This is a genomic window from Mycobacterium sp. (assembly GCF_050701675.1).
In the GTDB taxonomy this organism is placed as follows: Bacteria; Actinomycetota; Actinomycetes; order Mycobacteriales; family Mycobacteriaceae; genus Mycobacterium.
The window spans coordinates 1-11,895 of record NZ_JBOGDD010000553.1 but is presented as its reverse complement, the minus strand read 5'-3'; the positions used below and the strand labels follow the sequence as shown (position 1 = coordinate 11,895).

The 11,895-nt window shown below is 68.8% G+C and carries 13 protein-coding genes; 6 read left to right on the top strand and 7 right to left on the bottom strand.

Features of this window, described 5'->3' with window-relative positions; all coding sequences use genetic code 11:
* The coding region (gene ligA / locus ACRDUX_RS16730) for an NAD-dependent DNA ligase LigA (protein ID WP_526415135.1) at window positions 1-1,977 on the top strand (1,977 nt) is incomplete at its 5' end.
* A 10-nt stretch (window positions 1,978-1,987) separates the two neighbouring features.
* Here ligA and ACRDUX_RS16725 read toward each other — a convergent pair.
* Entirely contained in the window at window positions 1,988-2,647 is a 660-nt protein-coding gene (locus ACRDUX_RS16725; RefSeq protein ID WP_526415134.1) for an ACT domain-containing protein, read from the bottom strand.
* A gap of 148 nt (window positions 2,648-2,795) precedes the next feature.
* On the opposite strand from ACRDUX_RS16725, the gene gatC reads away from it, so the two are divergent.
* The 5 genes from gatC (at window position 2,796) to ACRDUX_RS16700 (ending at window position 6,437) form a co-directional block, all read left to right on the top strand.
* The gene (gene gatC, locus ACRDUX_RS16720) at window positions 2,796-3,095 is read left to right on the top strand and encodes an Asp-tRNA(Asn)/Glu-tRNA(Gln) amidotransferase subunit GatC (protein WP_526415133.1); all 300 of its coding nucleotides are present in this window, start codon (window positions 2,796-2,798) and stop codon (window positions 3,093-3,095) included.
* A 61-nt stretch (window positions 3,096-3,156) separates the two neighbouring features.
* A complete protein-coding gene (gatA, locus tag ACRDUX_RS16715; RefSeq protein ID WP_526415132.1) occupies window positions 3,157-4,641 on the top strand; it encodes an Asp-tRNA(Asn)/Glu-tRNA(Gln) amidotransferase subunit GatA in 1,485 nt (494 codons plus the stop codon).
* Window positions 4,642-4,672: 31 nt separating this feature from the next.
* Window positions 4,673-5,704: a 6-phosphofructokinase gene (locus ACRDUX_RS16710; RefSeq protein ID WP_526415131.1), complete on the top strand. Its 1,032-nt coding sequence runs from the start codon at window positions 4,673-4,675 to the stop codon at window positions 5,702-5,704.
* Window positions 5,705-5,775: 71 nt separating this feature from the next.
* Window positions 5,776-6,045 (top strand): type II toxin-antitoxin system Phd/YefM family antitoxin, encoded by a 270-nt coding sequence (locus ACRDUX_RS16705; protein ID WP_526415130.1) that lies wholly within the window; start codon window positions 5,776-5,778, stop codon window positions 6,043-6,045.
* A complete protein-coding gene (locus ACRDUX_RS16700) occupies window positions 6,042-6,437 on the top strand; it encodes a type II toxin-antitoxin system VapC family toxin (RefSeq protein WP_526415129.1) in 396 nt (131 codons plus the stop codon). Before ACRDUX_RS16705 ends, ACRDUX_RS16700 begins: the two co-directional genes overlap by 4 nt.
* A 23-nt stretch (window positions 6,438-6,460) precedes the next feature.
* Here ACRDUX_RS16700 and ACRDUX_RS16695 read toward each other — a convergent pair whose 3' ends face one another.
* Genes ACRDUX_RS16695 through ACRDUX_RS16670 form a run of 6 tightly spaced genes read right to left on the bottom strand, consistent with a single transcriptional unit; the run spans window position 6,461 to window position 11,887 of the window.
* Window positions 6,461-6,895: a RidA family protein gene (locus ACRDUX_RS16695; protein WP_526415128.1), complete on the bottom strand. Its 435-nt coding sequence runs from the start codon at window positions 6,893-6,895 to the stop codon at window positions 6,461-6,463.
* Complete coding sequence (locus tag ACRDUX_RS16690; protein ID WP_526415127.1) at window positions 6,885-8,483, bottom strand: gamma-glutamyltransferase family protein; 1,599 nt, start codon at window positions 8,481-8,483, stop codon at window positions 6,885-6,887. Before ACRDUX_RS16690 ends, ACRDUX_RS16695 begins: the two co-directional genes overlap by 11 nt.
* Window positions 8,483-8,839, bottom strand: a complete 357-nt coding sequence (locus ACRDUX_RS16685; RefSeq protein ID WP_526415126.1) for a Rieske (2Fe-2S) protein — start codon at window positions 8,837-8,839, stop codon at window positions 8,483-8,485. The genes ACRDUX_RS16690 and ACRDUX_RS16685 overlap by 1 nt, the downstream gene beginning before the upstream one ends.
* A gap of 26 nt (window positions 8,840-8,865) precedes the next feature.
* A complete protein-coding gene (locus tag ACRDUX_RS16680) occupies window positions 8,866-10,305 on the bottom strand; it encodes an aldehyde dehydrogenase family protein (RefSeq protein WP_526415137.1) in 1,440 nt (479 codons plus the stop codon).
* Window positions 10,305-11,537 carry an NAD(P)/FAD-dependent oxidoreductase gene (locus ACRDUX_RS16675; RefSeq protein ID WP_526415125.1) on the bottom strand — a complete coding sequence of 411 codons (1,233 nt, stop codon included), beginning with the start codon at window positions 11,535-11,537 and terminating at the stop codon, window positions 10,305-10,307. Before ACRDUX_RS16675 ends, ACRDUX_RS16680 begins: the two co-directional genes overlap by 1 nt.
* Window positions 11,534-11,887 carry a Rieske (2Fe-2S) protein gene (locus tag ACRDUX_RS16670; protein ID WP_526415136.1) on the bottom strand — a complete coding sequence of 118 codons (354 nt, stop codon included), beginning with the start codon at window positions 11,885-11,887 and terminating at the stop codon, window positions 11,534-11,536. The genes ACRDUX_RS16675 and ACRDUX_RS16670 overlap by 4 nt, the downstream gene beginning before the upstream one ends.
* Between the last annotated feature and the right edge of the window lie 8 nt (window positions 11,888-11,895).

The following is an 11,895-nucleotide window of genomic DNA, read 5'->3' as shown; positions in this document are numbered from 1 at the left end:
GTCAAGGACGCACCGATCGTCTCCGACGGCGAGTTCGACCGGTTGCTCGGCGAGCTGACGGCCCTGGAGGAGACGTACCCCGAGTTGCGGACCCCGGATTCGCCGACCCAGTTGGTTGGCGGAGCGGGCTTCGCCACGGACTTCAGCTCGGCGGACCACCTCGAACGAATGTTGAGTCTCGACAACGTGTTCAGCGCCGAGGAGCTGGCCGCGTGGGCCGGCCGGTTGACGGGCGAGATCGGCGCGGATCCCGAGTTCCTGTGTGAGCTGAAGATCGACGGGGTGGCGCTGGCACTGGTCTACCGCGACGGTGTGCTGGCCCGCGCCGCCACCCGCGGTGACGGACGCACCGGCGAGGACGTCACGCTGAACGCGCGCACCATCGACGACATCCCCGAACGCCTGGTGCACAGCGACGACCATCCGGTGCCCGCCGTGCTGGAGGTACGCGGCGAGGTGTTCTTCCGGCTCGCCGATTTCGAGGACCTCAACGCGGGTCTCGTCGCGGAGGGCAAGGCGCCGTTCGCGAACCCCCGCAACAGCGCTGCGGGCTCGCTGCGGCAGAAGAACCCCGCGGTCACGGCCAGGCGCAAGCTGCACATGATCTGCCATGGTCTCGGCCGCACCGAGGGCTTCAGCCCCACGTCGCTGCACGACGCCTACCTCGCGCTCAAGGCGTGGGGGCTGCCGGTGTCCGACCACACCACGCGGGTCACGGGCATCGATGCGGTGGCCGAACGCGTCGTCTACTGGGGTGAGCACCGCCACGACGTCGAGCACGAAATCGACGGCCTGGTGGCCAAGGTCGACGACGTCGGACTGCAGCGCAGGCTCGGCGCGACGTCGCGCGCGCCGCGGTGGGCGATCGCCTACAAGTACCCACCGGAGGAGGCCACCACCAAGATGCTCGACATCCGCGTCAACGTGGGCCGTACCGGTCGCGTCACCCCGTTCGCCTACATGGAACCCGTCAAGATCGCAGGCTCCACGGTCGGGCTGGCGACGCTGCACAACGCCTCGGAGGTCAAACGCAAGGGCGTGCTGATCGGCGACACGGTGGTGATCCGCAAGGCGGGCGACGTCATTCCCGAGGTGCTCGGGCCGGTGGTCGACGTGCGCGACGGCACCGAGCGCCAGTTCGAGATGCCCACGACGTGTCCGGAATGCGGCACCACGCTGGCCCCGGCGAAGGAGGGCGACGCCGACATCCGCTGCCCCAACTCGCGGTCGTGTCCTGCGCAGCTGCGCGAGCGGGTGTTCCACGTCGCGGGCAGGGGCGCCTTCGACATCGAGGGGCTTGGCTACGAGGCGGCGATCGCGCTGTTGCAGGCAGGCGTGATCACCGACGAGGGCGATCTGTTCGGCCTCACCGAGGACGATCTTCTGCGCACCGGCCTCTTCACCGTCAAGGGCGGCGAGGTCTCTGCCAATGGAAGGCGCCTGCTGGCCAATCTCGCGACGGCCAAGCAGCAGGCGTTGTGGCGCGTGCTCGTCGCGTTGTCCATCCGCCACGTGGGGCCAACGGCCGCCCGCGCTCTGGCAGGAGAGTTCGGCAGCCTCGACGCGATCGAGGCGGCATCCGAGGAGCAGTTGGCCGCCGTCGAAGGCGTCGGCCCGACGATCGCCGCCGCGGTGACCGAATGGTTCACCGTCGACTGGCACCGCGCCATCGTCGACAAGTGGCGTGCCGCGGACGTGCGGATGCAGGACGAACGCGACGCCAGCATCGCGAGGACGCTGGAGGGCCTGTCCATCGTGGTGACCGGGTCGCTGAACGGCTTCTCCCGAGACGAGGCCAAGGAGGCCATCCTCGCCCGCGGGGGAAAGGCCGCGGGTTCGGTGTCCAAGAAGACCGCCTACGTCGTCGCGGGCGACGCGCCAGGTTCGAAGTACGACAAGGCAGTCGAGCTCGGTGTGCCCGTGCTCGACGAGGACGGGTTCCGGCTGCTGCTGGAAAACGGTCCGGACGCGGACTGATGCGGAGCGCTCAGCGCAGGAGCGTCGACACGATTCCGGCGAGGTAGCCAAGGCGGGCCACCTCGGACGGCCGGAACGCAGGCCCGCCAGGGCGGCCCAGTATCACCGCGGTCCGGTGGTCACCGAGTGGTGCGGCCGCCAGCGTGGTGTCGAAGTCCCGCCACACCTGGGGTACCCAGTCCGCGGTCCCGTCGAGCGCCTCGGCGTGCTCGAGCGGCAGCCATGGGGCGGACTCCGCGGCCGTCTCGGGGGCCCCGTGACTGGCGGCGACGACCTCCAGCCCGGTCTCGTTCAGGGTCAGCACCATGCACCATCCGACCCGCAGCACCTTCGGCGCCTCGTCGGCGAGCGCCTGCAGCTTGTCGCGCTTCTTGCCCGCGGCGGCGATGTGGTCGATCAGCTCCAACTCGCGGTGCGCTTCGAGCAGTCCGGTGTGTGGCCGGATGCTGTCGACGTACACGCCGTTGAGCTTCTCGGCGGCCGTGATGAGCATGTCGGGCATGGCCCCGGGCGGCAGCTCCACCACCAGGTCGTCGACGGCGTAGCCGGCAGTGCGCTCCACCACGTCGAGGGAGAGAATGTCAGCACCCACCGATCCCAACGCCACGGCGAGTGAGCCGAGGCTGCCGGGCCGGTCCTCCAGCTGGACCCGCAGCAGATATGACGGCACGGGCAACACTGTTTCATGGAGGGCAGGAGCGGAGCGACTTGGGAAGTTTCATGGAGGGCAGGAGCGGAGCGACTCGGAAACCGGTGTGCACGCCCTCGGCAGCACTCCGGCGCAGCCGTCCCCGCCACGGTGACTAGGCTTCGTGGTCGTGTCTCAGATCTCGCGCGACGACGTCGCCCACCTGGCGCGCCTGGCCAGGCTCACCCTGACTGACGGTGAGCTGGACAGCTTCGCCGGCCAGCTGGACGCCATCCTGGCGCACGTCAGCCAGATTCAGGCCGTCGACGTCACCGGCGTCGAGGCCACCGACAACCCACTCAAGGAGCTCAACGTCACCAGGCCCGACGTCGTCGAGCCGTGCCTGACGCAGGAGCAGGCGTTGGCCGCCGCCCCGAATGCCGTCGACGGCCGGTTCGCCGTGCCGCGGATTCTTGGGGAGGCGCAGTGAGCGAGAGTGCGAGCGAACCGATGGCCTGGATTGGGCCGACCAAGCCTGCGAGGAGGGCCTAATGAGCGACCTCGTACGCCTGGACGCCGCGACCCTCGGTGCCAAGATCGCGGCCAAGGAAGTGAGCTCCACCGAGGTTACCCAGGCTCACCTCGACCAGATCGCCGCCACCGACGACCGCTATCACGCGTTCTTGCACGTCGGGGCCGAAGCGGCGCTGGCCGAGGCGGGACGGGTCGACGCCGCGGTCGCCGCGGGGGAGACGTTGCCGTCTGCGCTGGCCGGCGTGCCGCTGGCGCTCAAGGACGTGTTCACCACGACCGACATGCCGACGACGTGCGGGTCCAGAATCCTGGAGGGCTGGCGCTCGCCGTACGACGCGACGGTGACGGCGCGCCTGCGGGCCGCCGGGATCCCCATCCTCGGCAAGACCAACATGGACGAGTTCGCCATGGGCAGCTCGACGGAGAACTCGGCGTACGGCCCGACCCGCAACCCGTGGAACGTCGAGCGCGTCCCCGGCGGTTCCGGCGGTGGCAGCGCCGCGGCACTGGCTGCGTTCCAGGCCCCGCTGGCGATCGGATCCGACACGGGCGGCTCGATCCGCCAGCCTGCCGCGTTGACCGCCACCGTCGGCGTCAAGCCGACGTACGGGACGGTGTCGCGTTACGGGCTCATCGCATGTGCGTCATCGCTGGACCAGGGCGGACCCTGTGCCCGTACGGTGCTCGACACCGCGCTGTTGCACCAGGTCATCGCCGGTCACGACCCTCGGGATTCGACGTCGGTGAAGGCCGACGTGCCCGACCTGGTCGCAGCGGCCAAGGTCGGGGCGACCGGTGATCTCAAGGGCGTCCGCGTCGGTGTGGTCAAGCAGCTGCGCAGCGGCGAGGGCTACCAGCCGGGCGTGCTGGCGTCGTTCAACGCGGCCGTCGAGCAGCTCACCGCACTGGGCGCCGACGTCACCGAGGTCGACTGCCCCAACTTCGACCATTCGATGGCGGCCTACTACCTGATCCTGCCGTCCGAGGTGTCGAGCAACCTCGCGCGCTTCGACGCGATGCGCTACGGGCTGCGGGTCGGTGACGACGGCACCCACAGCGCCGAAGAGGTGATGGCGATGACGAGGGCCGCCGGGTTCGGCCCAGAAGTCAAGCGCCGCATCATGATCGGCACCTACGCTCTGTCGGCCGGTTACTACGACGCCTACTACAACCAGGCCCAGAAGGTGCGCACCCTGATCGCGCGCGACCTCGAGCGGGCGTATGAGAGCGTCGACGTCCTGGTGTCGCCCGCGACGCCGACGACGGCCTTCCGCCTAGGGGAGAAGGTCGACGACCCGCTCGCGATGTACCTCTTCGACCTGTGCACCCTGCCGTTGAACCTTGCCGGGCACTGCGGAATGTCGGTGCCGTCGGGGCTCTCGGAGGACGACGGGCTGCCCGTTGGCCTGCAGATCATGGCGCCAGCGTTGGCCGACGGCAGGCTCTACCGGGTAGGCGGTGCCTATGAGGCTGCCCGCGGTCCGCTGCCGACCGCGATCTGACAAGTGAAGATGGACAAGGGAAGATACTCACATGCGGATTGGAGTTCTCACCGGAGGCGGCGACTGTCCCGGCCTGAATGCGGTCATCAGGGCCGTGGTGCGGACGTGCAACGTCCGCTACGGCTCGACGGTGGTCGGCTTCCTGGACGGGTGGCGCGGCCTGCTGGAGGACCGACGCATCCAACTGGCCAACGACGACCGCAACGACCGGCTGCTCGGCAAGGGCGGCACCATCCTGGGCACCGCGCGGGTCAATCCGGACAAGCTGCGGGCCGGCCTCGACCAGATCAAGCAGACGCTCGAGGACAACGGCATCGACGTGCTGATCCCGATCGGGGGCGAGGGCACGCTGACGGCGGCCCACTGGCTGTCGGAGGAGAACGTCCCCGTTGTGGGCGTGCCGAAGACCATCGACAACGACATCGACTGCACTGACGTCACTTTCGGCCACGACACCGCACTGCAGGTCGCCAGCGATGCGATCGACCGGCTGCACAGCACCGCGGAATCGCACCAGCGGGTGATGCTGGTGGAGGTGATGGGCCGCCATGCCGGTTGGATCGCGCTCAACGCCGGACTGGCCTCCGGTGCGCACATGACGCTGATCCCCGAGCAGCCGTTCGACGTCGAAGAGGTGTGCCGCCTGGTCAAGCAGCGGTTCGTCCGCGGTGATTCGCACTTCATCTGCGTGGTCGCCGAGGGCGCCAAGCCCGCCGAGGGTTCGATGCAACTGCTCGACGGCGGCATCGACGAGTTCGGGCATCAGAAGTTCACCGGTGTCGCGCAGCAGTTGGCCGTCGAGATCGAGAAGCGGATCAAGAAGGAAGTGCGCACCACGGTGCTCGGGCACGTGCAGCGCGGTGGCACGCCGACGGCGTACGACAGGGTGTTGGCCACCCGGTTCGGCGTCAACGCCGCCGATGCCGCCCATTCCGGCGAATTCGGGATGATGGTGTCGCTGCGCGGCCAGGAGATCGGGCGGGTGGCGCTCGCCGACGCCGTGCGTCAGCTCAAGCTGGTGCCGCAGGGCCGTTACAACGACGCCGCGGAGTTCTTCGGCTGAGCGTTTTCCTGCGACGAGCGGACCGCGTCTCGCCGGAACTCATGTAGCATTACATGTGCTACATTCGGAGCATGCAGCAGATTGGCATCCGTGAACTTCGCCAGCACGCCAGCGTGTGGGTGGCAAAGGTCAAGGCCGGGGCGACGATCCAGATCACCGATCGTGGAAACCCGGTGGCACGTCTGGTGCCCATCAACTCCGCTGATCAGGACCGCGAGGCACTCATCGCCGCGGGACTGTTGATCCCTGCGGCCCGCCCCCGGACGGCCCTCAGCATCGACGACTTGGTGCAGGGCGCAGCGCTGACGCCGATTCTCGACGAGCAGCGATCCGACCGGTGATCTATCTCGATACTTCGGCGATGGTGAAACTCGTTGTTGCAGAGCCAGAATCAGAAGACTTGATCGAATGGCTGGGTGGTCATCCCGAGGAGTCGTTGGCCAGTAGCCGCATTGGGCACCTCGAGTTGACCCGAGTTGCCCGTCGGGTCGGGGGATTGGTGGAGTCCGCCGCGCAGCGGCTCATCTCGATGATCGACTCCTTGGTGCTCACCGAATCGATCGCCGCAGCGGCGGGGACGACTTCGCCGCCAGAACTGCGCACGCTCGACGCGATCCACCTGGCGACGGCGTTGATGCATCACGATCGACTCGTCGCCTTCTGCGCTTATGACCAACGGCTTCTCGGCGCCGCCCGAGCTCACCAGCTTGCCGTGGTGGCGCCGGGGACCTAGCCATCGTGCGCCGCGGGTCGATCTCAACCCGGGACGGCCGTTGCGACGAGTTCGACCTCGACCGGTGCGCCGGATGGCAGGCATTGCACGCCGATTGCGCTGCGCGCGGGGAGTGCCCGTCGACCGAGGGTGGTCACGATCGCATCGGATGCGCCGTCGGCCACCGTCGAGAGGTCGTGGAAGTCCGGCGCGCAGGCGATGTAGACCGACATCCGCAAGCACCGCACGTCGGCGCCTGCGGGGAGTGCCGCCAGGACGGCCGAGAGCGCGTTGGCCGCCGCGAGTCGCGCCGCGGCCCGCGCCTGTGCAACGGAGACCGTCGACCCCACCACGCCGGTGATGGTGAGCTGCCCGTCGCGTCGAGGCGTCATCCCTGCGCTGTACGCGACGCCCGCATGCACCGAAGCGGCCACGTAGTCGCCTTGCGGCGCTGGCGGCTGAAGCCGTTCAGTCGACACCGATCGCCACGCCCTCTTGCCTGGGATCGGCTGCACCGCTGTAGATTCCGCGCTCATCGCGGGAGATGATCTGGGCGCTTCCGCCCGCCCCATACTCGGGCTGGACCACGACGTGGTGGCCGCGTGCCCGCAACTCGTCGCGGATCGACTCCGGCGTCGTCGCTTCGATCCGCAGTTCGTCGGGTTGGCCGATGACGTCGGAGTCCGAGCCGGGGAACACGGTGAACCGGGGTGCCGAGACGGCTTCCTGGGGGCCCAGTCCGTGGTCGACGAGGTGCGACAGCAGCTGCATGTTCCACTGCACCTGACCGTCACCGCCGGGGGTGTTCCCGACGTGCCGCAGCTGGTCGCGGTCGTCTGTGACGATCCACGCATTGAGGGTGTGCAGCGGTTTGCGCCGCGGCGCGACCTCGTTCGGATGGCCGGCGAGCAGGTAGGCACCGCGCCCCAGCCGGTTGTTGAGCACTACGCCGGTGCCGGGAATGGAGAACTTCGCGCCGAAGGTGAGCGCCAGGGAGTGGATGAAGCTGACCGCGCGGCCCTCGGCGTCGACGGCGACGGTGGACGTGGTGTCGCCGGTGAGCACGCTGAACGCGGACGAGTCCACCGCGGCGGATGTCAACTGATCACGTTGCGACTGAATCCTGTTGGGTTCGAGCACATCCCGGGCGCCGTTGCTATCACTGCCACACAGTTCGAGCCGATCCGCGAAGGCCAGCCGCGCGGCGCGCGCCATCCGGTCGATGGCCGCGGCGCCGAGCCATGGCATGGGGCCGACCACACCGTCGCACAACGCCGCCTGCTGCAGCATCATCCAGCCGGCAGACGGCAGCGGAGTCTGGTGCACGGTCGCACCGCCGTACCGTGCCGTGATCGCCGGCTCTGCCTCGACCGATGCGCCTGCGTCCCATTCGTCACCGCTGAACGGGGCACCGCCTGCGGTCAGCGCCGCGACGGCCCGCTCGGCCAACTCGCCGTGATAGAAGCTCCTGGGGTCGCGGGCCAGTCCTCGGATGGTGCGGGCCAGATCAGGTTGCCGCAGTAGGTCTCCGACCTCTGCGCCAGTGGACCGTGCGGCAAACGTCGAGGCGAGGCCCGCGTCGGTCCGGATGGCGTCGATGGCCTCGCGCACGTCGCGTGCGGTCTTGGCCGAACACGGCAGTCCGTTCTCGGCGATGCGGGCGGCCGGCTCCCACAGCACGTCCAGCGCCGTCGTCGCCCCGTGGTCGTGCATTGCGGCCAGCGCCGCGGGCGTACCGGGGACGGCTACGGCCAAGGCTCCGTCAAGAGGGATGGTGGACAAGCCCTTGGCGCGGTAGAAGTCGGCTGTGCCCCCGTCCGGCCCGAAACCCGAACCGTTGACCGTCCACACCCGACCGTCGGGTTCTCGGACGATCGCGAACGCGTCCCCGCCGATGCCGCACTGCCCGGGAAGGGTCAGCCAGGTGACGGCGGCCATCGCGAGGGTGGCATCGATCGCGTTACCACCATCGGCGAGCACGCGCGCCCCTGCGAAGCTCGCGGCCGGATGGCTGGAGCTGACCATTCCACCGGCCGACAGCGCCGACGGCCGCGCAGGTCCGGACATCACGAGCTCTTGCGGGCGCGTCGGCTCGGGCCGATCACGGCGTCACCGGGCTCCACGCCGACGAAGATCTCACCGTCACGCTCCTGCACGGGATAGGTCTTGATGGCCACGGTCGCGGGCGGACAGATCGGTTCACCGGTCTGTAGGTCGAATGCGCTTCCGTGGCAGGAACATCCGATACCGTCGTCGACCAGCTTTCCCGACGAAAGCAGGCAGTCCAGATGGGTGCAGTAGTTCGACGTGGCATACGCCTTGCCGTCGAGGCGGGCCACCGCGAACTCGTGCTCGTCGGCGTAGAACCGCCGCACCATTCCCTCCGGCACCTGACCAGAGCGGGCGACACGCTTGAATTCCATTGCAAACTCCGTATTTTAGCGGCCGATCAGGCGACTGGATTGAGATAGACGGTCTTCTCGAGCGTGTAGAACCCCATCATCGACGCGCCCGCCTGTTCCTTGAAGGTCTGGGTGCTCGACGCCTTGTACCCACCGAACGGCGCGTTCATGGCCATCCCCGTCGTCGGCTGGTTGATCTTCACCAGCCCGCTCTTCGAGCGGGCTGCGAAGTGCGTCGCCGCGGCGAGGTCTCCTGTGACGATGGCCGCACTGAGCCCGTACTCCGTCGCATTGGCCAAATGGACGGCCTCGTCGAGGGATCCCGCACGCTGAAAGGCGAGCAGCGGCCCGAAGACCTCTTCGCGAACGATGCGCATCATGGGTGTGGTGTCGGTGAACACCGCGGGGCGGACGAAGAAGCCCCCACGGCCCACCGTCGTGCCTCCGCAGCGCAGCGTCGCCCCGTCGTCCTCACCGGCCCGCACGTAGGCGAGGTACGTCTCGAGCTGAGCGGCGCTGGCCAACGGGCCCATGTCGACGCCGTCGTCCGCGCCGGGACCGACGGTCAGCTCCTCGGTTCTCGCGACGACCCGCTCCAGTAACTCGTCGTGCACGGCGCCGACGGCGATCACCCGGCTGGTACCCGTGCACGCTTGGCCGCTGAGACCGAAGGCACCCTTGATGATCAGCGCGGCGGCCGCATCGAGGTTCGCGTCCTCGGCCACCACGACAGGGTTCTTACCGCCCATCTCGAGCTGAACCCGCCGGTCGGGACCGACCTCGCGGTGGATCAGCCGACCCACCCGGGTTGAACCGGTGAACGTGACGGCCGCGATTCGCGGATCGGCCACCAGCGCCGCCCCGGCGTCGGCACCACCCTGCACCAGCGCAATCGCCGTCGGCGGCAGCCCGCCCGCCAGCAGAGCCTCGACCAGGCGCTGACCCATCAGCGGCGTGACCTCCGACGGTTTGAAGAGCACCGGGTTACCCGCGGCCAGGGCGGGGCCGAGCTTGCGGGACGGGATGTTCAGCGGGAAGTTCCACGGGGTGATGGCGGCGACGATGCCCACCGGCTCGCGCAGGGTGTACACCAGGCCGGTCCCGGCGGCGGGGTATGTGTCCCCGGTGGTGCGGGTGGCTTCGCCCGCGTAGAACCGCAGATTCGCCGGGGTCCGGCTGACCTCCATGGTCGCCTCGGCGGTGGTCTTGCCCTCCTCGCGGACCAGTTCGGCGATCAACTCCGCAGACCGCGATTCAAGCTGCGCCGCCGCCGATTCCAGGATCGCGGCACGACGCTCCGGAGCGCTCGCGGCCCATTCGGGTGCGGCCTTGTCCAGTGCGTCGACGGCAGCTCGGACGTCGGCCTCGCCGGAGGCCGGGAAGGTGCCGACCACGTCGTCCTGGTCGGCGGGATTGCGGCGTTCGAACGTCTCCCCGGAAGCTGCTGGCAGCCAACGGCCGTCGACGAAGTTGGCACCTTCGACCATCATCGGACCACCTCTTCGGTATCGACGAGACCCCATAGGTCGGTGTCCTCGTCGGTGAGCACCGCGGCGTCGACGCGGCGGCCGAGCAGTTCACGCGCAACCATCACGTCCTCGCCGCGGTCGATGGCGAACGCACCGCAGAGGATCCCGTCGTCGACGTAGAACGCAGTGAAGTCCCGCTCGGCGGGGTTCCCGCGGATGATCAGGTCGCAGGATTGTGGTGCGGCGCCGAGGAACTGGATGTTGTGGTCGAACTGGTCCGACCAGAACCAGTTCGCCTCGTCGGAGACGGCGTCGCGACCGAGCATGGCGTTGGCGGCCGCGGCGCCTTGTCTGTTGGCATTGTCGAAGTGCTCGACCCGTACGTGGCGGCCGGCCCGCGCGGAATGGCGACGGGCCACGTCACCGGCGGCGAACACGCTGGGAATCGAGGTTCGGCCCTGTGCGTCCACCACGATGCCGTCGTCGACGTGCAGTCCGGCGGCCGCCGCGACAGAGGTGTTCGGGGTGATTCCGATGCCCACCACGACGACATCCGCCTCCAGCGGCGGCCCGCCGTCGAGTTCGATGACGACATGATCGTTCGTGGTGCGAAGGGAACGGACTGCGGCGTTGGTGCGGAGATCGACGCCGCGATCGCGATGCATCCGCGCGCACTCCGTGCCCATCCGCGCGCCGATGACAGTGCTCAGCGGCACTGCGGCCGCCTCCAACACCGTGACGTCGACACCCAGAGCCACTGCGGTGGCTGCGATTTCGAGCCCGATGAAACCGGCGCCGATCAGCACCATTCGCCGGCCCGGTGTCAGCGATTGCTGCAGTCGTTGCGCGTCGTCGATGGTGCGCAGCTGGTGAACGAGATCGGGCCGCGGTCCCGGCACGGGCAGTGTGCGTGGCCGCCCACCGGTCGCGAACAGCACCGCGTCTGCGGGAATTGGCTCGTGCCCGGCGATTTCGACGGTGCGCGTGTTCGGATCGAGTCGCGTCACCGTCGCGCGGGTGACGACCTCGACGTCGTTGTCGGCCCGCCATGCCTCGGGAAGTATCTGCAGCGACTCGAGGGTGTCGGTGCCGGCGAGGAACTCCTTCGACAGCGGTGGCCGCTGGTACGGCAGATGCGGCTCATCGCCGATGAGGATGATGCGCCCGTCGAATCCCCTGCGACGCAGGGTGCGGGCGGCCACCGCGGCGGTCTGTCCCGCGCCGATGGTGACGAATGTTTGCATGGTCATCCGTGGGCGTCCTCTCCGGCAGCCGTTGTGGTGGACAGCCGAGCCGTGGTGTTGACGTAGATGGTGTCCGCCTCCACCCGCACCGGGTAGGTGGGTTGGCAGCGGTCCTGGCTCTCCTCGTATCCGGTCTCCAGGTCGAACTGCCACTGGTGACCCGGGCAGATCACCTTGCCGTGCAGCAGGGTGCCCTTGACCAGTGACCGATCCTGGTGGATACAGGTGTCGGCCATCGCGTACACCCGCCCGGCGGCGGCGAACAACGCGACGGCCACACCGTCGCAGTCGACCCGAAGTTTGCGGCGGCGACCCAACTCCGTGGTCGTCGCCACCGCGATCCAATCCGCGGTCATGACGGATG